Below are 23,581 nucleotides of genomic sequence, written 5' to 3'. Positions count from 1 at the left end.
CTGGCTAAACTAGTATCATTCCGCGAAACGTTTCAGGATGAGAAACTTATAACAATGAAAGGCAGTAACAAAACCCGCTGGGTGATAGCAATCGTGATCGTCGTGGCCGCCATCAGCGCATTCTGGTTCTGGCAAAACCATAGCGATCGCCAGGGAAGCGCGCCTGGTGCTACCGGGCAAGCGCAGCACACCTCTGGCCCTGGTCGTCGGGGAATGCGTTCCGGTTCATTGGCTCCCGTTCAGGCAGCAACCGCCACCGAACAAACCGTCCCGCGTTATCTGACAGGGTTGGGAACAATTACTGCGGCTAACACTGCGACGGTACGTAGCCGCGTGGACGGTCAACTCATCGCGCTACACTTCCAGGAAGGACAACAGGTTAAAGCCGGCGACCTGCTTGCAGAGATCGATCCCAGCCAGTTTAAAGTTGCTTTAGCTCAGGCGCAGGGACAGTTAGCGAAGGATAAAGCCACGCTGGCAAATGCCCGTCACGACCTTGCCCGTTATCAGCAACTGGTCAAAACCAATCTTGTTTCCCGACAGGAGCTGGATGCTCAGCAGGCTCTGGTCAATGAAACTCAGGGGACGATCAAAGCTGATGAGGCCAGCGTCGCCAGCGCACAATTACAGCTCGACTGGAGCCGGGTCACGGCACCTGTGGATGGCCGCGTGGGACTGAAGCAGGTCGATGTCGGCAACCAGATTTCCAGCAGTGACACCACAGGGATTGTCGTTATTACCCAAACCCATCCGATCGATCTGATCTTCACCTTGCCTGAAAACGATATTGCCACCGTGTTACGGGCGCAAAAAACGGGTGCTCTGCTGAAAGTCGAGGCCTGGGATCGCACCAATTCGCAGAAACTGAGCGAAGGCGTACTGCTGAGTCTGGATAATCAGATTGACGTCACCACCGGTACCATCAAAGCTAAGGCCCGTTTTAATAATCAGGACGACGCACTGTTCCCGAATCAGTTTGTTAACGCCCGCATGCTGGTCGACACCGAACAAAATGCTGTCGTGATCCCAACCTCCGCATTACAGATGGGCAACGAGGGTCACTTTGTCTGGGTACTGAACACAGAAAACAAGGTCAGCAAGCATCTTGTCAAACCGGGTATTCAGGATAGCCAAAAAGTCGTGATCACTGCAGGGTTGTCAGTGGGTGATCGCGTCGTCACCGATGGTATCGACCGCCTGACGGAAGGGGCTAAAGTCGAAGTCGTGGAGGCACACACCTCCTCAGCCACAGAAGAGAAAGCCACCGCTAGCGGGTACAGCAAAAAAGGAGCACGCTCCTGATGCAGGTGTTACCCCCAGGCAATACAGGCGGCCCATCGCGCCTGTTTATTTTACGTCCCGTCGCGACCACGCTGTTGATGGTGGCAATTTTACTCGCCGGGATTATTGGCTATCGCTTCCTGCCCATTGCTGCTTTGCCTGAAGTGGATTACCCCACTATTCAGGTTGTGACGCTCTACCCAGGCGCCAGCCCGGATGTTATGACTTCCGCCGTCACCGCCCCGCTGGAGCGCCAGTTTGGACAGATGTCCGGCCTGAAACAAATGTCCTCGCAAAGTTCCGGCGGCGCATCCGTTGTCACATTGCAGTTTCAGCTAACCCTGCCGCTGGACGTAGCCGAACAGGAGGTCCAGGCCGCGATTAACGCCGCCACCAATCTATTGCCGGGCGATCTGCCGAACCCACCGGTCTACAGCAAAGTAAATCCGGCAGACCCGCCGATCATGACGCTGGCCGTCACCTCTACCGCCATGCCAATGACGCAGGTGGAAGATATGGTGGAAACGCGCGTGGCGCAGAAAATTTCCCAGGTCTCCGGTGTTGGTCTGGTGACACTTTCAGGTGGGCAACGTCCGGCAGTACGCGTCAAGCTTAATGCACAAGCCATTGCCGCTCTCGGGCTGACCAGCGAAACCATCCGTACCGCCATCACCAGTGCAAACGTCAATTCAGCAAAAGGGAGTCTTGATGGCCCAACACGCGCCGTTACTCTTTCTGCCAACGACCAGATGCAGTCTGCCGATGAATATCGTCAGTTAATCATTGCATATAAAAATGGCGCACCAGTGCGCCTCGGCGATGTCGCCACCGTCGAGCAAGGAGCAGAAAACAGCTGGCTTGGCGCCTGGGCCAATAAGCAACAAGCCATTGTGATGAATGTTCAGCGCCAGCCTGGTGCGAACATTATCTCCACAGCAGACAGCATTCGCCAGATGCTTCCACAGTTAACGGAAAGCCTGCCGAAGTCAGTCAATGTCACCGTGCTCTCGGATCGCACGACCAATATTCGCGCGTCGGTTTCCGACACCCAGTTTGAACTGATGCTGGCAATCGCGCTGGTGGTGATGATTATTTATCTGTTCCTGCGTAATATCCCCGCCACCATTATTCCCGCAGTCGCCGTTCCGCTGTCGCTGATTGGCACCTTCGCGGTGATGGTCTTTCTCGATTTCTCCATCAATAACCTGACACTAATGGCGCTGACCATCGCCACAGGCTTTGTGGTAGATGACGCCATTGTGGTTATCGAGAATATTTCACGCTATATCGAGAAGGGGGAAAAACCGTTGAGTGCGGCCCTGAAAGGGGCAGGCGAAATCGGCTTTACTATCATCTCTCTGACCTTCTCACTGATCGCCGTGCTAATCCCGCTGTTATTTATGGGAGATATTGTCGGGCGTTTGTTCCGCGAATTTGCCGTTACGCTGGCAGTAGCCATTCTGATTTCCGCCGTCGTGTCACTGACCCTCACGCCGATGATGTGCGCACGTATGCTCAGTCAGGAGTCATTGCGCAAACAAAACCGCTTCTCTCGCGCTTCTGAAAGAATGTTTGATCGGGTCATTGCCGGGTACGGTCACTGGCTGGCTAAAGTGCTGAACCACCCATGGCTGACACTCAGCGTGGCGCTCGGCACACTCGTCCTTAGCGTCATGCTGTGGGTCTTTATTCCGAAAGGATTCTTCCCGGTGCAGGATAACGGCATTATTCAGGGCACGCTGCAGGCTCCACAGTCCAGTTCATTTGCCAGTATGGCCCAGCGCCAGCGCCTGGTGACTGACGTGATCCTCAAAGACCCGGCGGTTGAAAGCCTGACCGCGTTCGTCGGTGTTGACGGTACTAATCCGGCACTCAACAGCGCGCGCCTGCAAATTAACCTTAAGCCACTGGATGATCGAGATGATCGCGTACAGAAGGTTATCGCCCGCCTGCAGGATGCCGTTGATAAAGTTCCTGGCGTAGATCTCTACCTGCAGCCAACTCAGGATCTGACCATCGACACGCAGGTAAGCCGGACACAATACCAGTTTACATTGCAAGCCACCTCTCTCGACGCGCTCAGCACCTGGGTACCACAGCTGTTGGAAAAACTGCAGCAGTTACCGCAGCTCTCAGATGTCAGCAGCGACTGGCAGGATAAAGGACTGGTAGCATGGGTTAACGTCAATCGCGACAGTGCCAGCCGTTTAGGCATCAGTATGGCGGATGTCGATAACGCTCTGTACAACGCCTTCGGACAACGGTTGATTTCGACTATTTACACCCAGGCAAACCAGTATCGTGTAGTGTTAGAACACGACACCGAAAATACGCCCGGGCTTTCCGCGCTGGACTCCATTCGCCTGACCAGCAGCGATGGCGGAATTGTGCCTCTGAGCACGATCGCCAGCGTTGAACAACGTTTTGCCCCACTGTCGATTAACCACCTCGATCAGTTCCCGGTTACGACCATCTCGTTTAACGTACCGGACAATCAGTCGCTGGGTGATGCGGTACAGGCGATTTTGCAGGCTGAAAAAACGCTCAACCTGCCGTCGAATATTACTACTCAATTCCAGGGTAGCACGCTGGCATTCCAAGCCGCGCTCGGCAATACCATCTGGCTGATTGTGGCGGCAGTTGTCGCCATGTATATCGTGCTTGGCATCCTGTATGAGAGCTTTATTCACCCGATTACCATTCTCTCCACGCTGCCTACTGCGGGCGTCGGGGCGCTACTGGCGTTAATGATTGCCGGTAGTGAGCTGGACGTCATCGCGATTATCGGCATCATTTTGCTGATCGGTATTGTTAAGAAAAACGCCATCATGATGATCGACTTTGCCCTCGCCGCCGAACGCGAACAGGGAATGGCGCCGCGCGACGCCATTTTTCAGGCTTGCCTGCTGCGTTTTCGGCCGATCCTGATGACCACCCTGGCGGCGCTGTTGGGAGCTTTACCACTCATGTTAAGTACTGGCGTGGGTGCTGAATTGCGCCGTCCATTAGGTATTGGTATGGTCGGCGGTTTGCTGGTCAGTCAGGTGTTAACGCTGTTTACCACCCCGGTGATTTATCTGCTGTTTGACCGTCTGTCGCTGTATGTGAAAAACCGCTTCCCGCGCCAGGAAGAGGAAGCGTAAATGAAATTTTTCGCTCTTTTCATTCATCGTCCTGTCGCGACCATTCTCATCTCCGTCGCTATTACCCTGTGCGGCATACTGGGCTTTCGCCTGTTACCGGTCGCCCCGCTGCCGCAGGTGGATTTTCCGGTCATCATGGTTAGCGCATCGTTGCCCGGCGCGTCGCCAGAAACGATGGCCTCCTCGGTAGCAACGCCGCTGGAGCGCTCACTGGGGCGCATCGCGGGCGTGAACGAAATGACCTCAAGCAGTTCACTTGGTAGCACGCGCATTATTCTTGAATTTAATTTCGACCGTGATATTAACGGTGCGGCGCGGGACGTTCAGGCCGCCATTAACGCTGCGCAGAGCCTGTTACCGAGCGGGATGCCCAACCGCCCTACTTACCGAAAAGCCAACCCATCCGATGCACCAGTCATGATCCTGACGCTGACCTCGGATACCTACTCGCAGGGTGAGTTGTATGATTTCGCATCGACTCAACTGGCGCAGACTATTGCGCAAATCGACGGTGTCGGTGACGTTGACGTCGGTGGCAGTTCCCTGCCCGCCGTGCGCGTGGGGCTGAATCCGCAAGCCTTATTTAACCAGGGGGTCTCGCTTGACGATGTGCGCAGTGCCATCAGTAATGCCAACGTGCGCAAACCTCAGGGGGCCATAGAGAGTGAAACACGGCGCTGGCAGGTACAAACCAACGACGAACTAAAAACCGCAGCGGAATATCAACCGCTGATCATCCACTACAATAACGGTGCGGCCGTGCGGCTGGGTGATGTTGCGTCGGTCAGTGACTCGGTACAGGATGTTCGTAATGCCGGTATGACCAACGCCAAACCGGCTATTTTGCTGATCATTCGCAAACTGCCGGAAGCCAATATCATCCAGACGGTCGACAGCATCCGGGCCAAACTGCCGGAGTTGCAAACCCTGATCCCGGCCACCATCGATCTACAAATTGCCCAGGACCGCTCTCCGACCATTCGCGCTTCGCTGGAGGAAGTGGAACAGACGCTGATTATCTCAGTCGCGCTGGTGATCCTGGTCGTATTTGTCTTCCTGCGCTCCGGACGCGCGACGCTGATTCCCGCCGTTGCGGTTCCGGTTTCGCTGATTGGCACCTTTGCCGCCATGTATCTTTGTGGATTCAGCCTCAACAACCTGTCGTTAATGGCACTGACCATCGCCACAGGTTTTGTGGTCGACGATGCCATCGTCGTGCTGGAGAACATTGCCCGTCACCTGGAAGCGGGGATGAAGCCATTACAGGCGGCATTACAGGGCACCCGCGAAGTGGGGTTTACGGTACTGTCTATGAGCCTGTCGCTGGTAGCGGTATTCCTGCCGTTACTGTTAATGGGAGGGCTGCCGGGACGATTATTACGTGAATTTGCCGTCACCCTGTCGGTAGCAATCGGTATCTCACTTCTGGTTTCGTTGACGCTCACACCTATGATGTGCGGCTGGATGCTTAAGTCCACGCCTCCTCGCCAACAGTCCCGTAAACGGGGCTTTGGTCGTCTGCTGGTCGCTTTACAACAGAGTTATGGCACTTCACTGAAATGGGTATTACGCCACACGCGGCTGGTAGGCGTTGTTTTACTCGGCACGATCGCACTGAACGTCTGGCTCTATATTTCCATCCCCAAAACCTTCTTCCCGGAGCAGGATACTGGCGTATTGATGGGTGGGATCCAGGCCGACCAAAGCATTTCGTTTCAGGCCATGCGCGGCAAGCTTCAGGATTTTATGAAGATCATCCGCGACGACCCGGCGGTAGATAACGTGACCGGTTTCACCGGCGGTTCTCGTGTCAACAGTGGCATGATGTTTATTACGCTGAAGCCTCGTGGCGAGCGTCATGAAACCGCTCAGCAGGTAATCGACCGCCTGCGTGTGAAGTTAGCCAAAGAGCCTGGTGCGAACCTGTTTCTGATGGCGGTGCAGGATATTCGCGTCGGTGGAAGACAAGCCAACGCCAGCTATCAGTACACGTTGTTATCCGATGACCTTGCGGCACTACGTGAATGGGAGCCCAAAATCCGTAAAGCGTTAGCTGCCCTGCCCCAGTTGGCTGACGTCAACTCCGATCAGCAGGACAACGGCGCGGAGATGAACCTGACCTACGATCGTGACACCATGTCTCGTCTGGGGATCGACGTTGAAGCCGCCAATAGTCTGCTAAATAACGCCTTTGGCCAGCGACAAATATCGACTATCTATCAACCGATGAACCAGTACAAAGTGGTGATGGAAGTCGATCCACGCTACACCCAGGACATCAGTGCGCTGGATAAAATGTTCGTCATCAATAACGACGGGAAGGCTATACCGTTGTCGTACTTTGCCAAATGGCAACCAGCGAACGCCCCGCTGTCCGTAAATCATCAGGGACTCTCTGCTGCCTCAACAATTTCCTTTAACCTGCCAACTGGGGCTTCACTTTCTGAAGCGACAGAGGCTATCAACAGAACGATGACGCAGCTTGGTGTACCTTCCACGGTGCGCGGTAGTTTTGCTGGCACAGCGCAGGTTTTTCAGGACACGATGAACTCGCAGGTGATCCTGATTATTGCGGCAATAGCGACGGTTTATATCGTACTGGGCATGCTGTATGAGAGCTACGTTCATCCGCTGACGATCCTCTCAACGCTTCCCTCTGCTGGCGTTGGTGCATTGCTGGCGCTGGAGTTGTTCAATGCCCCATTCAGCCTAATCGCGCTAATAGGGATCATGCTATTAATTGGCATTGTGAAGAAAAACGCCATCATGATGGTCGATTTTGCGCTGGAAGCGCAGAGAAACGGTAAGTTGACGCCGGAAGAAGCGATTTTCCAGGCATGTCTGCTGCGCTTTCGCCCAATAATGATGACCACGCTGGCGGCGCTGTTTGGCGCACTACCTTTGGTGTTATCCGCAGGCGACGGCTCGGAACTGCGCCAACCTCTCGGGATAACCATTGTCGGCGGCCTGGTAGTCAGTCAGCTTCTGACGCTGTACACCACTCCAGTGGTATATCTCTTTTTCGACCGTCTGCGTCTGCGTTTTTCGCGTAAAAACAGCAAACCGGTAGCAGATCTATGACAGAACTTCCTGACAGCACCCGCTGGCAACTGTGGATTGTGGCATTTGGCTTTTTTATGCAGTCGCTGGATACCACCATCGTCAATACCGCGCTTCCCTCAATGGCAAAAAGCCTTGGTGAAAGCCCGTTGCATATGCATATGGTCATTGTGTCCTATGTATTAACCGTGGCCGTAATGCTGCCCGCCAGCGGGTGGCTGGCGGATAAGATTGGTGTGCGTAATATTTTCTTCACCGCCATCATCCTGTTTACGCTCGGATCGCTGTTTTGTGCCTGGTCCAATACGCTCAATGAGCTGGTCATTGCCCGCGTTTTACAAGGTGTTGGCGGCGCAATGATGGTGCCGGTCGGCAGGTTAACGGTGATGAAAATTGTCCCCCGCGAACAATATATGGCGGCAATGACATTCGTCACCTTGCCGGGTCAGGTGGGTCCGCTATTGGGACCGGCGTTAGGAGGCATTCTGGTTGAATACGCCTCCTGGCACTGGATTTTCCTGATTAACATTCCGGTCGGCATTGTCGGGGCAATAGCGACATTGATGTTGATGCCCAACTACACCATGCAAACCCGACGATTCGATCTTTCGGGTTTTATGATGCTGGCAGTTGGCATGGCGGTGCTGACGCTCGCTCTGGATGGCAGCAAGGGAAGCGGAATTTCAGACATTACTCTGGCTGCGCTCGTTATCTGCGGCGTAGTGGCGGTCCTGTTATACCTCAAACACGCCCGGCACAATCCGCGGGCGCTGTTTAGCCTGAAGCTTTTCCGCACACCTTGCTTCTCGTTAGGCCTGTTTGGCAGCTTTGCCGGGCGCATTGGTAGCGGGATGTTGCCATTTATGACGCCGGTATTTTTACAGATTGGCCTGGGCTTTTCACCGTTTCACGCCGGTCTGATGATGATCCCAATGGTACTGGGCAGTATGGGAATGAAACGCATCGTGGTTCAGGTCGTTAATCGATTTGGCTATCGTCGGGTGCTGGTCGCAACGACGCTTGGCCTGTCACTGGTCAGCCTGCTGCTGATGACGACCGCCCTGCTCGGCTGGTATTACGCCCTGCCCTTCGTTTTATTCCTACAAGGAATGGTCAATTCAACCCGTTTTTCGTCAATGAACACCCTGACGTTGAAAGATCTACCTGACGATCTCGCCAGCAGTGGCAACAGTCTGCTTTCGATGATAATGCAACTGTCAATGAGCATTGGGGTTACCATTGCCGGACTGCTATTGGGTATGTTTGGTCAACAGCATATCGCTATCGGCAGCGACACCACGCATACCGTCTTTATGTATACCTGGCTGTGCATTGCTCTCATTATTGCGCTGCCAGCCATCATTTTTGCCCGCGTGCCGAACGACACGCAACCCAACGCGGTGATTTCACGACGCAAAAGGAGCACCTGATGAAGTTCTGGCGGCCCGGTATCACCGGCAAACTGTTTCTGGCAATTTTCGCCACCTGCATTGTGTTGCTGATTAGCATGCACTGGGCCGTACGCATTAGCTTCGAACGCGGTTTTATTGACTACATCAAGCATGGTAATGAACAGCGTCTGCAAATGCTGGGCGACGCATTGGGCGAACAGTATGAACAGCACGGCAACTGGCGTTTCTTACGCAACAACGAGCGCTTTGTTTTTCAGATCCTGCGCTCTTTTGAACACGAAAATGACGATGACAAACCCGGCCCGGGAATGCCCCCACACGGCTGGCGCACACAATTTTGGGTTGTCGATCAAAAAGCACATGTATTGGTTGGTCCGCGCGGCCCGGTGCCCCGTGACGGTATGCGCCGCCCTATAAAAGTTAACGGTGCTGAAGTTGGGGCTGTCATCGCCTCTCCCGTCGAGCGCTTAACGCGCAATACGGATATCAATTTTGATAAACAGCAGCGCCGAACCAGCTGGCTCATTGTCGCGCTCTCTACCCTGCTGGCGGCACTGGCAACATTTACCCTGGCGCGAAGCCTGCTGGCGCCAGTCAAGCGGCTGGTAGACGGCACGCACAAACTGGCGGCAGGTGATTTTACCACTCGAGTTACGCCCACCAGCACGGATGAACTGGGCAAACTGGCGCAAGATTTCAACCAGCTTGCCAGTACGCTGGAAAAGAACCAGCAGATGCGTCGTGATTTTATGGCCGATATTTCTCACGAGCTGCGCACACCACTCGCAGTTTTACGCGGAGAACTGGAAGCTATTCAGGATGGCGTTCGCCAGTTCACTCCTGACTCAGTTGCCTCGCTACAGGCCGAAGTAGGTACGCTCACCAAACTGGTGGACGATCTTCATCAGCTCTCGATGTCTGATGAAGGGGCTCTGGCCTACCAAAAAACCTCGTTAGATCTTATACCGTTGCTGGAAGTCGCGAGCGGAGCTTTCCGCGAACGCTTCGCCAGCCGCGGATTAACGATCCAGCTTTCGCTCCCGGACAGCGTAACGGTATTTGGTGACCGCGATCGTCTGATGCAGTTATTCAACAATCTGCTGGAAAACAGCCTGCGCTACACCGACAGCGGCGGTGGGCTGCATATTTCTGCCGAACAACGTGACCGGCTGGTGCTGTTGACCTTCGCCGATTCAGCGCCAGGGGTCAGTGAGGAGCAATTGCAGAAACTGTTTGAACGATTTTATCGTACGGAAGGGTCCCGTAACCGCGCCAGCGGGGGTTCCGGGCTGGGGCTGGCGATTTGCGTCAATATCGTCCAGGCGCATAATGGACATATCCGTGCCGCCCATTCGCCTTTTGGTGGGGTTAGCATTACAGTAGTGTTACCGCTGGAACGCGATTTACAGAGAGATGTATGACTGAGTTACCCATTGATGAAAACACACCACGTATTCTGATTGTGGAAGATGAACCCAAGCTGGGACAGTTGCTTATCGACTATCTGCGCGCTGCAAGCTATGCCCCAACCCTAATCAATCACGGTGATCTGGTGCTGCCTTACGTGCGACAGACGCCACCCGATATGATTTTACTGGATCTGATGCTACCAGGTACCGACGGTCTGACCCTGTGCCGGGAAATTCGTCGTTTCTCTGAAGTTCCCATCATGATGGTTACCGCCAAAATTGAAGAGATAGACAGGCTACTGGGGCTTGAGATCGGCGCAGATGACTACATTTGTAAGCCCTACAGCCCGCGAGAAGTCGTTGCCAGGGTGAAAACGATCTTGCGTCGCTGCAAGCCACAGCGAGAGCTGCAACAGATGGATGCTGACAGCCCATTGATCGTTGATGAAGGTCGTTTTCAGGCTTCGTGGCGTGGAAAAATGCTCGACTTAACGCCAGCCGAATTCCGCTTGCTCAAAACGCTGTCGCATGAACCGGGGAAAGTATTCTCGCGCGAGCAGTTGCTCAACCATCTTTATGACGACTATCGCGTCGTCACTGACCGCACCATCGACAGCCACATCAAGAACTTGCGCCGCAAACTGGAGTCGCTGGACGCGGAGCAGTCGTTTATCCGCGCCGTTTATGGCGTGGGATATCGCTGGGAAGCCGATGCGTGCAGAATTGCGTAAACATCCCTCTCTAAAATGGCTCTGTCAGCTGGCGGAGCCTTCGTCACTAGCAACTCTGTGAATATCACCCATACTCTTACTGGCAATACACTGTCGTTAATAACTGTTTGATATAAAATTTTTAATCAAGGAGTTCATATGGCTGGTTGGTTTGAGTTAAGCAAAAGCAGTGATAATCAGTACCGATTTGTTCTTAAGGCAGGAAATGGAGAAACTATCCTGACCAGTGAGCTTTACGCCACAAAAGGTGCTGCGGAAAAGGGGATCGCTTCGGTCCAGGTAAACAGCCCACTGAGCGAACGTTATGAGAAAAAAACGGCGACAAACGGCAAATTGCATTTCAATCTGAAAGCGGCAAACCATCAGGTTATTGGTACCAGTCAGCTGTATGCAAACGAGCAGTCGCGAGATACCGGAATTGCGTCGGTAAAAACCAATGGCATAAGTCAGACGGTGAAAGATAAAACCTGATTATCACTTCATCAGCCGGGTAACGCCAAACTGTCGCCCGGCGTTTTTCTTTACCTGTCTTCCCCGCAGCGCTACAATGCCCGCCCTTAATATGGGGGCACTCCCCTAACCGCCTCATTGAGTGAGGCGAGTCTGACCTGTCATCAGAACGAGAAAATTATGTTTAAACCGGAACTCCTTTCCCCGGCGGGAACGCTGAAAAATATGCGTTACGCTTTTGCCTATGGCGCAGATGCAGTATATGCGGGCCAGCCGCGTTACTCGCTGCGCGTGCGCAACAACGAATTCAATCACGAAAATTTGCAGCTCGGAATTAATGAAGCCCATGAACTGGGTAAAAAATTCTACGTGGTGGTAAACATTGCCCCACACAACGCCAAGCTGAAAACTTTCATTCGTGACCTGAAACCGGTTGTGGAAATGGGACCGGATGCCTTAATCATGTCCGACCCGGGTCTTATCATGCTGGTACGCGAAAACTTCCCGGATATGGACATTCACCTGTCGGTACAGGCTAACGCTGTAAACTGGGCAACGGTAAAATTCTGGAAGCAGATGGGACTGACCCGCGTGATCCTGTCCCGTGAATTGTCGCTGGAAGAAATTGAAGAGATCCGTAATCAGGTACCGGATATGGAGATTGAGATCTTCGTTCACGGTGCGTTGTGCATGGCTTACTCCGGCCGCTGCCTGCTCTCCGGCTACATCAACAAGCGCGATCCGAATCAGGGCACCTGTACCAATGCCTGCCGCTGGGAATATAACGTGCAGGAAGGTAAAGAAGACGTGGTAGGCAACATCGTACACAAGTATGAGCCTATTCCAGTACAAAACGTCGAACCTACGTTGGGTATTGGTGCGCCGACTGACAAAGTGTTTATGATCGAAGAAGCTCAGCGCCCGGGCGAATATATGACCGCATTCGAAGACGAACACGGTACTTACATCATGAATTCAAAAGATTTACGCGCCATTGCCCATGTCGAGCGTCTGACCCAAATGGGTGTGCATTCACTGAAAATCGAAGGCCGTACCAAATCCTACTACTACTGTGCTCGTACCGCGCAGGTGTACCGTAAAGCGATTGATGACGCCGCTGCCGGTAAACCTTTCGACACCAGTCTGTTAGAGACGCTGGAAGGTCTGGCGCACCGTGGATATACCGAAGGCTTCCTGCGTCGCCACACACATGACGACTATCAGAATTACGAATATGGTTTTTCTGTTTCCGAGCGCCAGCAATTTGTCGGTGAATTCACTGGCGAGCGCAAAGGTGAGTTGGCGGCAGTACTGGTGAAAAACAAATTCACCGTTGGTGATAGCCTGGAACTGATGACCCCGCAGGGTAATATCAATTTCACCCTCGAGCAGATGGAAAACGCCAAAGGCGAGGCAATGCCGGTCGCTCCAGGGGATGGCTACACTGTGTGGATGCCGGTACCGCAAGATATTGATCTGAACTATGCCTTGTTAATGCGTAATTTTGCCGGGGAATCCACGCGAAATCCGCATGCTAAGTAGTTAATTATGGATATTTTTCGGCGTTCGGAAGATTCTTAGAAACCGATCACATACCGTTTCGTTCATTAAGGGTATTATCTGTTTCGCTGAAAAACATAACCCATAAATGCTAGCTGTACCAGGAACCACCTCCTTAGCCTGCGTAATCTCCCTTACGCAGGCTTATTTTTTGCCTCTGACCCATCCATTACCCAATTTCAGGCGAAAAAAAACCGGGCATTTACGCCCGGTCTGTTATGAGATAAGAATTTAATGTGCTGCTTCCGGTTTATGCTTTTGCGCACTCTGGAAGCCATACGTCAGCTCATTTTTCTCTTTATCCAGCGCGACTGTCACCTGCCCACCATCCACAAGCGAACCGAACAGCAGTTCGTTTGCCAATGGTTTTTTCAGGTTGTCCTGGACTACACGCGTCATCGGGCGTGCGCCCATGGCGCGGTCATAGCCTTTCTCTGCCAGCCAGTCACGTGCTTCCTGACTCACTTCCAGAGATACACCTTTCTGATCCAGCTGAACCTGAAGTTCGACAATAAATTTATCCACAACCTGGTGAATGACCTCAGTAGAGAGATGATCAAACCAGATAATATTGTCGAGACGGTTACGGAACTCCGGCGTAAATACTTTTTTGATCTCGCCCATCGCATCAGTACTGTTGTCCTGATGAATAAGCCCAATCGATTTACGTTCAGTTTCACGCACCCCGGCGTTCGTGGTCATTACCAGCACCACGTTGCGGAAATCCGCTTTGCGCCCGTTGTTGTCAGTCAGCGTACCGTTATCCATCACCTGCAGCAGCAGGTTAAAGACATCCGGGTGCGCTTTTTCGATTTCATCCAGCAGCAGTACCGCATGTGGATGTTTAATCACCGCATCCGTTAACAAACCGCCCTGGTCAAATCCAACGTACCCCGGAGGCGCACCAATCAGGCGGCTGACGGTATGCCGCTCCATATATTCAGACATATCAAAACGCAGCAGTTCAATACCCAGCGCTTTGGACAGTTGCACCGTGACTTCGGTTTTACCGACGCCAGTCGGACCAGCAAACAAGAACGAACCGACAGGTTTATGCTCGTGACCAAGACCTGCACGACTCATCTTGATCGCTTCAGTCAGTGCTTCAATAGCTTTATCCTGCCCGAACACCAGCATTTTCAGGCGGTTGCCCAGATTTTTCAGCGTATCTCGATCGCTCTGCGAAACACTCTTCTCCGGGATCCGCGCAATGCGAGCCACAACGGACTCAATATCCGCTACGTTGACGGTTTTCTTGCGCTTGCTGACCGGCATCAGTCGCGCACGGGCGCCAGCTTCATCGATCACATCAATCGCTTTATCCGGCAGATGACGATCGTTGATATATTTCACCGCCAGCTCAACCGCTGCACGCACTGCTTTTGCGGTATAACGAACATCGTGGTGCGCTTCATATTTGGGTTTCAAACCGTTAATAATCTGCACGGTCTCTTCCACCGACGGTTCAGTAATATCGATTTTCTGGAAGCGGCGCGCTAACGCACGGTCTTTCTCGAAAATATTGCTGAACTCCTGATAGGTGGTCGAACCGATCACGCGGATCTTCCCGCTGGACAGCAGCGGTTTGATCAGGTTTGCGGCATCAACCTGGCCGCCAGATGCAGCCCCCGCACCTATAATGGTGTGGATCTCATCGATAAACAGAATACTGTTGGTATCCTGTTCCAGCTGTTTCAGCAGAGCTTTAAACCGTTTTTCAAAATCACCACGGTATTTGGTTCCCGCCAGCAGCGACCCAATATCCAGCGAGTAAAGCGTGCAGTCTGCCATGACTTCCGGCACGTCACCCTGGACAATACGCCAGGCGAGGCCTTCAGCAATCGCGGTTTTCCCGACGCCAGACTCACCCACCAGCAGCGGGTTGTTTTTACGGCGGCGGCACAGTACCTGAATGGCTCGCTCCAGCTCTTTTTCCCGGCCAATGAGCGGATCAATACCGCCCACGCGAGCAAGCTGGTTAAGGTTAGTGGTGAAGTTCTCCATACGGTCCTCCCCGCCAGCTTGTTCTTCGCTATTTGGCTGATTACCTGAATCAGAAGACTGACTCGGTTCGTCTTTGCGCGTGCCATGAGAAATAAAATTCACCACGTCCAGGCGACTGACTTCATGCTTACGCAGCAGATACGCCGCCTGAGATTCCTGCTCGCTGAAGATGGCAACCAGCACATTTGCGCCAGTGACTTCATTACGCCCGGAGGACTGAACATGAAAGACAGCACGTTGCAGTACACGCTGAAAACTCAGCGTCGGTTGCGTGTCGCGCTCTTCTTCGCTGGCAGGCAATACGGGTGTGGTTTGTTCAATGAAGGCTTCGAGTTCCTGACGGAGCGCCACCAAATCCACAGAACACGCTTCCAGCGCTTCGCGGGCCGATGGGTTACTGAGCAATGCCAGTAACAAGTGCTCGACGGTCATAAACTCATGTCGGTGCTCGCGCGCTCTGGCGAAAGCCATGTTTAAACTGAGTTCCAGTTCTTGATTGAGCATAGGCACCTCCCCCAATATTTATGCCTGCATTCAGGCTTTTTCCAGCGTACACAGCAACGGATGCTCGTTCTCCCTCGCATATTTGTTCACCATCGCAACTTTGGTCTCAGCCACTTCCGCGGTAAATACGCCGCAGATAGCTTTACCTTGATAGTGAACAGCAAGCATCAGTTGCGTTGCACGTTCTACATCATAAGAAAAGAATTTTTGTAACACGTCAATAACAAACTCCATCGGAGTGTAATCATCATTGACTAATATCACTTTATACATAGATGGCGGTTTTAGCGCGTCGCGCAATTTGTCTTCCGCCAGCAGGTCGAAATCCAACCAATCGTTCGTCTTACCCATTGTCAGTCGTCATCTTCAGTTACGGTTACCGGCAGAATAACTTGCCGCTGACAAGAGCCTATGCGCACAATCAATCTACCTCAAGTATTAGATAATTATCATCTATCAGTGTCATTCGCGACATCTGTCACAGAACCGACAATAGCGTTAACTGCTTCAAATTTTGATGCATTTTTACCCTATTCCACTAGCCTGACGCTTGACGCCCCGCCTGATTTCTCTAAATTGTAGTCTCGAGAGTTGGCGAGGTTTTGAACAGCCCCCACTCCGCCACCGGTTCATTCCATCTTACTTATATAAGATTTACGAAGGATGTCGAAGCATGGAAACGGGTACTGTTAAGTGGTTCAACAATGCCAAAGGGTTTGGTTTCATCTGCCCTGAAGGCGGTGGCGAAGATATCTTCGCCCATTACTCCACCATTCAGATGGATGGTTACAGAACGCTAAAAGCCGGACAGTCTGTCCAGTTTGATGTCCACCAGGGGCCAAAAGGCAATCACGCCAGCGTCATCGTGCCTGTCATTGAAGCAGAAGCTGTCGCATAGCTCTTCTGTCTCATTGTGTACATCCCGCAGACAAAATGCCAGCCCCGGAGGCTGGCATTTTTATTTCCTATGCAATACAACACGTTATTCACGCGCCAAAGCATCGACGGGATCAAGCCGCGCCGCATTACGCGCAGGCAGCCAGCCAAACAAAACGCCGGTCGCCGTTGAGCACAGGAAAGCCGTCAGCAGGGCAAAAGGAGAGAATCCAATTTCCCATCCAGGCAGAAAAAGTTGCAACGTAAAAGCGATTAGCATCGACAGGCTAATACCTAACGCCCCACCGACCAGACACACCAGCACTGCTTCAATTAAGAACTGCTGCAGCACATCACTGGCACGCGCACCAACCGCCATACGAATGCCAATTTCACGCGTTCGTTCAGTCACGGAAACCAGCATAATGTTCATCACACCTATTCCGCCGACCACCAGGGAAATCACCGCAACCAGAGTCAGGAACAACTGTAAAGTACGTGTGGTTTTTTCGGCGGTTTTCAAGACGCCGTCCATGTTCCAGGTGAAGAAATCTTTTTTACCATGGCGCAACGACAACAGTCGGGTCAGTTGCTGCTCCGCCTGCGCGCTGTCGAAACCATCCTTAACACGCACGGTAATAGAGTTCAGCCACGATTGCCCCATGATCCGCCCGGACATGGTGCTGTAAGGCAACCAGACCCGCAGGATCTTGCTGCTGCCAAACATCGACTGCTTCTCTTCGGCGACCCCAATCACGGTGGCAGGCATATTTCCCACCAGGATAACTTCTCCCACCACCTGCGCTTTATTGGGGAAGAGTTGGCGTCGGGTATTGCTGTCAAGCACCACCACCTGTGCCCGACCATTTAACTGTTCTGCGTTAAAAGTGTTCCCTTCGCTAAACGTCATGCCATAAACGTTAAAGTAATCTCCACTAACGCCGTTCGCGCTGGCCGCCACGTCGATATTTCCATAACGCAGACGCAAATTCTTCGACACCGCAGGCGTAACGGAACTCACCCAGGGCTGCTTCTGAATGGCGACTAAGTCGTCATATTTCAGCGCCTGCTGATACTGTGGGTCATCATCACCGAAATCTTTGCCGGGGTAGATATCAATGGTGTTCGTCCCGATAGCGCGAATATCAGCCAGCACCAGCTGTTTTGCTGCGTCACCAACAACCACAATAGAGACCACAGAAGCAATACCAATGATAATGCCAAGCATGGTCAGCAGTGTACGCATCTTATTGGCGGCCATTGCCAGCCACGCCATGGTAAGCGCCTCACGAAAACCGCTGGCAAACTGACGCCAACCAGAGGCCGTCGTCACCGTCGGTTCCGCAATACCGCGCCCTGCAGAGGGTTTCTGTGACGGTGGATTACGCACGATTTCGCCATCACGAATTTCAATCACTCGCTCGGCCTGTGCGGCTACCTGCGGGTCGTGAGTTACGATAATCACCGTATGTCCACGATCGCGCAGCTGATGCAGAATAGCCATCACCTCTTCGCCAGAATGGCTGTCCAGCGCCCCGGTCGGTTCATCGGCCAGAATCACCTGTCCGCCATTCATCAGCGCACGCGCAATACTGACGCGCTGCTGCTGCCCACCGGAAAGCTGGGAAGGTTGATAGTCGACCCTGTCACCCAGTCCCAGTCGCTGGAGCAACTCCTGCGCTCGTGCCAACCGCTGCTTACGCTCGGTTCCGGCGTAGACCGCGGGTACCTCAACGTTTTGCGCTGCCGTTAAATGCGAGAGTAAATGATACCGCTGGAAGATGAAGCCGAAATGCTCACGCCGTAGTTGCGCTAACGCGTCGCTGTCCAGGGTGGAAACATCGCGCCCGGCAACCTGATACGTCCCGTTGGTAGGCTTGTCCAGACATCCCAGAATGTTCATCAGCGTCGATTTGCCCGAGCCAGAAGCCCCGACAATCGCCACCATTTCGCCGGCCTGGATGCTCAAGGAGACGTTCTTTAACACCTCGACCTGCCCTTCTCCTGACGGGTAACTGCGGCAGATATTGCTCAGCTCAAGCAATGCCGTCATTGCGCTGCTCCAGGTTTCGCCTCACCGATGATGACTTCATCCCCTTCTTCCAGCCCTTTTACAATCTCTACATCGGTGTCATTACGTGCGCCGATAGAGACCTCACGTTCCCGGGTCTCGCCGTTGCGCAACAGTCTGACGTTATAACGGTTGTTGCCAATAGGATCGCCAAGGGCCGCTAACGGGATTGTCAGCACATTTTTCACATCCGTTAGCTGAATATGAACCTGCGCGGTCATATCCAGACGCAGGATCCCTTTCGGGTTAGGCACTTCGAAGCGGGCGTAATAGAAAATAGCGTCATTCACTTTCTCTGGCGTTGGCAACACATCTTTGAGTGTACCTTCATAGCGCGTCTGCGGATCGCCCAGCACAGTAAACCAGGCCTTTTGCCCCGGATGCAGATGAATAACATCCGCCTCGGACACCTGCGCTTTTACCAGCATGGTGCTCATATCTGCCAGAGTCAGAATGTTTGGTGCCTGCTGTGCAGCAATCACGGTTTGCCCCTGCAGGGTGGTAATTTGGGTTACCTCACCGGCCATAGGAGCCACGATGCGGGTGTAATCGAGGTTAGTCTTTGCCGTATCAAGCGAGGCCTGATTACGCTTAATTTGTGCATCAATGGTGCCAATTTGCGCCTGTTTAACCGCCATTTCGGTAGCCGCAGTGTCGAGATCCTGTTGAGAAACAGCCTGTGTTTTCGCCAACTGTTGCTGACGAGAAAGCGTTACCCGCGCCAGTTTCCATTCGGCTTCTGCCTGCAAACGCTGAGCGCGTAATTCCATGAGCGTCGCCTCAACCTCTTTGATCTGGTTTTGCGCCTGTTCAGGATCAATAACACCAAGCAGTTGATCTTTTTTTACTTTATCGCCAATCGCTACTGACAACGTTTTCAGCTGCCCGCTCACCTGCGCACCTACGTCAACTTTGCGTAACGCATCCAGTTTCCCGGTTGCCAGTACGCTTTGCTGGAGATCGCCAGGTCGAACGATTAATGTCTGATACTGAGGTAATGGAGCATTTAGTGTTCTCCAAAGTGCAATCATCACCACAATAATAATGATGGCGATGAGAAAATACCGTTTTTTAATTTTTCCCTTGAGCTTCATAAAAATCCCAGTTTCCCCCAATACGTCCACCAGAGTGGAGTGATAAACATCAACGATAAATTAACAGGCGTTGAAAAGTTCAAAGAATAACAGAGTTATTGATGAATCGTTAAGATCCACCGTGCTGAAATTAGTACCAGCGTATCAATTGGATTGTTATTATGAGCCAGCTAACTGAAAGCACTTTTCATTCTGCAAAACCAGCAACTGGTTTTGGCCTTTTTTGCAACCTGACTACCGGTCATTGGCGACCCGGTAATTGTTGGGAAAAGCGAAGTTTTCGCCGTAAGTTTATGTGGCGCTCATTGCTGATACCACGACTGACTCGAGAATGGATGACTGAACTGGCACAGTGGCCAGACCTTGATAATTTACTCTCCCGCCAGCCGCGCTTGCCGGTGCGTTTACATCGCCCGTATCTTGCTAAAAATTTCGACCTGAAAATGCGTTTAGACGCGGTGCGCTTTCATTACCATGTTATCCGTAACGCATTTTTGCCCGCGGAGTTTAGCGCATTTTTAAGCAATGATGGATTGCAACTGGCGAAAATTGAAGGCAAAGACGGTGAAATATTCACTGTCGACATGATGATGTTCACTGCACTGGATAAAGAAGGGGAAAGTACAATTCTCATGCGTAATAGCGCCGGGGACATCCTGATTAAAATGACGTTCACACTGTGTAAGTACAATAAGAAAAGTACGCTCTTTATTGGCGGCGTACAGGGTAATGCTCAACTGCCGCACGAAGAAATTCAAAAAGCGACCAAATCATGCCATGGAATTTTTCCTAAGCGTATTGTAATGGAGGCTATTTGCCGCTTTGCGGAACAGCTTAATATCGAACAAGTTCTGGCTGTCAGTAATGAGCAACATATTTTTCGCAGCCCACGTTACCATGATAAAAACAAGGTTATTCTTTCTGACTATAATGCCTTTTGGGAGTCGGTAGGTGGAGAATGCGACAGCCACGGGTATTATCATATTCCACGCACGTTGGCTCGAAAAAACGAGGCAGATATTGCCAGTAAAAAACGCGCGGAATATCGCCGCCGCTATCAGTTACTGGACAATATACACGCTCAGTTATCGCTGATGTTCCGCCACTAATCAGCCCGCCCGCGCGCCAACCACAGCACGCGCGAAAACATTTTCCTGAGCAGGGTTGGTACGGCTTCAACGCCGCGTCGCCCTGCTTCCATCGCCACTTCAATCGCCAGATCCGGTTTTGACGAACGATGAATAGCTTTCGATATAATCTTGCGCATATTCATTGGTACATTTTCCGGAATTTGTGCCACCCGATGAAAGACGTCAGAGAATCCCTGCCGGTACATAAAGTGTTCCATATCCAGCGCAGGCAGTATGGTTAAATGCTCGCGTTCTTCTTCCCGATCGTTATTCAGCAAGCTGCGTACGGTAGCGGCGTACTTTTTGCCCGCTTCATCTCCATCGACCAACACATGCCACTCTATCCCCATACGCCGGGCAAACTTAACCAGCGGTTTAAGGCCTGACTGGGCGAACTCAATGACTTTAATGCCTTCGGCATCAAAGTGATGTCCGCACTGACGAGCCAGTTCGTTAATAACCCAGGTTTCCGTTTCCCCCTCCACCAGCAGCCAGCAGCGGGCAAACAACGACGACGCTCGATTAAAGCGAATATGAAACGCAATACGCCGTCCGTCTTCCGCACTCAAACCACCCGGCCCCAGCCGCCAGGCGGCAACGCGGGAGGATTCACGCACCAGACGGACAACATGCTCAACGGGCGTGAGAGACAACAATTCTCCGGAGTTGGTGGTCGCCACACGCTGCAGAGGAAGTAGATTCAGCAACTGCCAGGCGACAGAGAGCATAATAGGATGCAACCGTGTTTCTGGATCTTCTACCAGCAACAAAGGACGGGCATCTTTATCCAGCCTAAGTGTGCCTTTAGCCTGTAACAGAGTCGAAAAAAGCCCCAAAAGGATCACGCGGTGAGTACGTCCTCCAGGCTTATCAATCATGCGGTTAATAATGTCCAGATAACGCCAGCTACGTTGTTCGTTATTGGATCGCCGACGCATCAGACGATAACGTGACTGACTAGATCCCTGCTCAGAAAAATAGTGCTCCAGCAGTTGAACCATGGCTGAAAGCCCCTGGCGAATCTGTCCATCCGTCAAATTTTGTGGACGGTTAGCGAGTTCGCGCGCCAGAAAATCCAGTTGACGGGCGGTGACTTCAACATCGGCCATATCTGGCACCGTACCGTTGCGGATCCGCCGCATAAAACGCGCATCACGCAGACGTAGAACCGGCATCAGGCGGACGAGATGGCGGGCCTGGTCGTTAATATCGTCGATGGGTAAAGGATGGCCTGCGCCATCAAGGAAGCTGCGCAGCGTCAGGACACTACCATCATCCGCACACTCTCCTTCCAGCCGATAGAAAATACGGTGATAGTTATCCGAACATGGGGACCAGCATGCTTCCAGCGGACGGTACCGACGTACCCGATGGCGGCCCGGTTGAGATTCGCGAAACGTCAGAATAATGTGCAAATGATGTTCCCGCCCCTGGACATCACCCGGTGGGAACCAAAAGTCTTCGCGATCAAAATGGTATAAATCCGACTCAGGTGACAACAACAGGGTTAATGCATCCAGCAGGCTGGATTTACCCCACGCGTTCTCCCCAATCAGCACGTTGTTTTGCTCCAGCACCAACGACAGCCGATTAATACCACGAAACCCAACAATCTCAACGCGTTCGAGAATCATATAGCCTCCGGAAATGCTAACTTTTTCCTTCAAGTTATCAGGAGTATAACGGCAAGCAGGCACTCAGGACACCCGATATCACCCAAACCGAAACCGGGGGAACTAAAAAACATAAGAATATTCTTCTTAAAATTTACAATGAATATTATTTCAGGGCACAACAATCCGCTTAATGTAATTAAACGATACCTTATCTACATCAAATCCAAAAAGGATTGACGTCGCATTGCCTTAAATCAAATTTTTTTATTAATTTAAGTGGCGAAGGGATGATGTTTTTTTCTAAAATATACGCTCTTTAATCATCGCCCCTTTTAGCGATGAATAACCGGGTACGACAACGAACCCGGAACTTTTAATTGAGGTGGTTATGTTCAGGAAATTAGCAGCCGAATTCTTCGGTACATTCTGGCTTGTTTTTGGTGGATGTGGGAGTGCCGTGCTGGCCGCAGCATTCCCTGAGTTAGGTATTGGATTTGCCGGTGTTGCGCTGGCCTTCGGTCTCACTGTTTTGACAATGGCATTTGCCGTCGGTCATATTTCAGGCGGACATTTTAACCCAGCAGTGACATTCGGTTTATGGGCTGGTGGTCGCTTTCCGGCAAAAGACGTTATTGGTTATGTTATTGCCCAGGTCGTGGGCGGTATTGTTGCGGCAGCTGTGCTGTATCTTATTGCCAGCGGTAAAGCAGGCTTCGATGCTACAGCCAGTGGGTTTGCGTCAAACGGCTACGGTGAACATTCTCCGGGCGGCTATTCGATGCTTTCCGCTATCGTTATTGAAATCGTTCTGACCGCAGGTTTCTTACTGGTTATCCACGGTGCTACCGATAAACATGCTCCGGCAGGTTTCGCACCCATTGCTATTGGTCTTGCGTTAACGCTGATTCACCTGATCAGCATTCCGGTCACCAACACATCCGTAAACCCGGCACGTAGTACCGCCGTTGCCCTCTTCCAGGGCGGCTGGGCGCTAGAACAACTGTGGCTGTTCTGGGTCATGCCGATTATCGGTGGGGTTCTCGGTGGACTTATTTATCGCACCCTGCTGGAAAAACGCGATTAATCCCACGTAGGCCATAGTGTCAGGTGGCAGTGTCTTACCTGACCTACAGTTCACTGCAATATGTAAGCCGGGTAGGCATCAGCGCCACCCGGCTTTTTTTGTAACTTTACCTGAAAGCTTTTATTGGGTAGTGTCATTGCGCTGCTTCACATATAA

General features: G+C 52.2%; 16 protein-coding genes. 11 read left to right on the top strand and 5 right to left on the bottom strand.

The features are described 5' to 3' along the window. The first annotated feature begins 54 nt into the window (after positions 1–54). The 8 genes from SK36_RS06635 to trhP all read left to right on the top strand — a co-directional run bounded on the left by SK36_RS06635 (position 55) and on the right by trhP (position 13,028). Positions 55–1,302: an MdtA/MuxA family multidrug efflux RND transporter periplasmic adaptor subunit gene (locus tag SK36_RS06635; RefSeq protein WP_048221092.1), complete on the top strand. Its 1,248-nt coding sequence runs from the start codon at positions 55–57 to the stop codon at positions 1,300–1,302. Beyond that, positions 1,302–4,424 (top strand): MdtB/MuxB family multidrug efflux RND transporter permease subunit, encoded by a 3,123-nt coding sequence (locus tag SK36_RS06630; RefSeq protein ID WP_048221091.1) that lies wholly within the window; start codon positions 1,302–1,304, stop codon positions 4,422–4,424. The genes SK36_RS06635 and SK36_RS06630 overlap by 1 nt, the downstream gene beginning before the upstream one ends. Beyond that, positions 4,425–7,505 carry a multidrug efflux RND transporter permease subunit MdtC gene (gene mdtC / locus SK36_RS06625; protein WP_048221090.1) on the top strand — a complete coding sequence of 1,027 codons (3,081 nt, stop codon included), beginning with the start codon at positions 4,425–4,427 and terminating at the stop codon, positions 7,503–7,505. Continuing rightward, complete coding sequence (locus SK36_RS06620) at positions 7,502–8,914, top strand: MFS transporter (RefSeq protein ID WP_048221089.1); 1,413 nt, start codon at positions 7,502–7,504, stop codon at positions 8,912–8,914. The genes mdtC and SK36_RS06620 overlap by 4 nt, the downstream gene beginning before the upstream one ends. Beyond that, complete coding sequence (baeS, locus tag SK36_RS06615) at positions 8,914–10,317, top strand: envelope stress sensor histidine kinase BaeS (protein WP_048221088.1); 1,404 nt, start codon at positions 8,914–8,916, stop codon at positions 10,315–10,317. The genes SK36_RS06620 and baeS overlap by 1 nt, the downstream gene beginning before the upstream one ends. Next, positions 10,314–11,036 (top strand): envelope stress response regulator BaeR, encoded by a 723-nt coding sequence (gene baeR / locus SK36_RS06610; protein ID WP_045444756.1) that lies wholly within the window; start codon positions 10,314–10,316, stop codon positions 11,034–11,036. The genes baeS and baeR overlap by 4 nt, the downstream gene beginning before the upstream one ends. Before the next feature lie 138 nt (positions 11,037–11,174). Next, on the top strand, positions 11,175–11,507 hold the full coding sequence (locus SK36_RS06605) for a YegP family protein (RefSeq protein ID WP_045444759.1): 333 nt from the start codon (positions 11,175–11,177) through the stop codon (positions 11,505–11,507). Between the two features lie 159 nt (positions 11,508–11,666). Further along, complete coding sequence (trhP, locus tag SK36_RS06600; RefSeq protein WP_048221087.1) at positions 11,667–13,028, top strand: prephenate-dependent tRNA uridine(34) hydroxylase TrhP; 1,362 nt, start codon at positions 11,667–11,669, stop codon at positions 13,026–13,028. 249 nt (positions 13,029–13,277) lie between these two features. Here the strand turns inward: trhP and clpA are convergent, their stop codons facing one another. Further along, complete coding sequence (gene clpA, locus SK36_RS06595) at positions 13,278–15,554, bottom strand: ATP-dependent Clp protease ATP-binding subunit ClpA (protein ID WP_045444765.1); 2,277 nt, start codon at positions 15,552–15,554, stop codon at positions 13,278–13,280. Between the two features lie 30 nt (positions 15,555–15,584). Further along, positions 15,585–15,905, bottom strand: coding sequence for an ATP-dependent Clp protease adapter ClpS (gene clpS / locus SK36_RS06590; protein ID WP_003036810.1), 321 nt, complete (start codon positions 15,903–15,905; stop codon positions 15,585–15,587). 322 nt (positions 15,906–16,227) lie between these two features. Between clpS and cspD the strand changes: the two genes are divergently transcribed. After that, positions 16,228–16,452 (top strand): cold shock-like protein CspD, encoded by a 225-nt coding sequence (gene cspD / locus SK36_RS06585; protein WP_003036813.1) that lies wholly within the window; start codon positions 16,228–16,230, stop codon positions 16,450–16,452. Between the two features lie 84 nt (positions 16,453–16,536). Here cspD and macB read toward each other — a convergent pair whose 3' ends face one another. Both macB and macA read right to left on the bottom strand, forming a co-directional pair. Next, on the bottom strand, positions 16,537–18,483 hold the full coding sequence (gene macB, locus SK36_RS06580; protein ID WP_048221086.1) for a macrolide ABC transporter ATP-binding protein/permease MacB: 1,947 nt from the start codon (positions 18,481–18,483) through the stop codon (positions 16,537–16,539). Then, the gene (macA, locus tag SK36_RS06575) at positions 18,480–19,595 is read right to left on the bottom strand and encodes a macrolide transporter subunit MacA (protein WP_045444771.1); all 1,116 of its coding nucleotides are present in this window, start codon (positions 19,593–19,595) and stop codon (positions 18,480–18,482) included. The genes macB and macA overlap by 4 nt, the downstream gene beginning before the upstream one ends. A 161-nt stretch (positions 19,596–19,756) precedes the next feature. Here macA and SK36_RS06570 point away from each other — a divergent pair, with 161 nt between their 5' ends. Next, a complete protein-coding gene (locus SK36_RS06570; protein ID WP_048221085.1) occupies positions 19,757–20,704 on the top strand; it encodes a VirK/YbjX family protein in 948 nt (315 codons plus the stop codon). Here SK36_RS06570 and SK36_RS06565 read toward each other — a convergent pair. Continuing rightward, on the bottom strand, positions 20,701–22,359 hold the full coding sequence (locus SK36_RS06565; RefSeq protein ID WP_048221084.1) for an ATP-dependent endonuclease: 1,659 nt from the start codon (positions 22,357–22,359) through the stop codon (positions 20,701–20,703). The two genes, SK36_RS06570 and SK36_RS06565, sit on opposite strands and share 4 nt — an antisense overlap. Positions 22,360–22,729: 370 nt before the next feature. Between SK36_RS06565 and aqpZ the strand changes: the two genes are divergently transcribed. Further along, positions 22,730–23,425 carry an aquaporin Z gene (aqpZ, locus tag SK36_RS06560; protein ID WP_045444783.1) on the top strand — a complete coding sequence of 232 codons (696 nt, stop codon included), beginning with the start codon at positions 22,730–22,732 and terminating at the stop codon, positions 23,423–23,425. The last annotated feature ends 156 nt before the right edge of the window (positions 23,426–23,581 follow it).

Source organism: Citrobacter sp. MGH106 (assembly GCF_001037495.1).
Taxonomy (GTDB): Bacteria; Pseudomonadota; Gammaproteobacteria; order Enterobacterales; family Enterobacteriaceae; genus Citrobacter; species Citrobacter murliniae.
The sequence above is the reverse complement of the archived record's forward strand: the minus strand, read 5'-3'. Positions and strand labels throughout refer to the sequence as shown.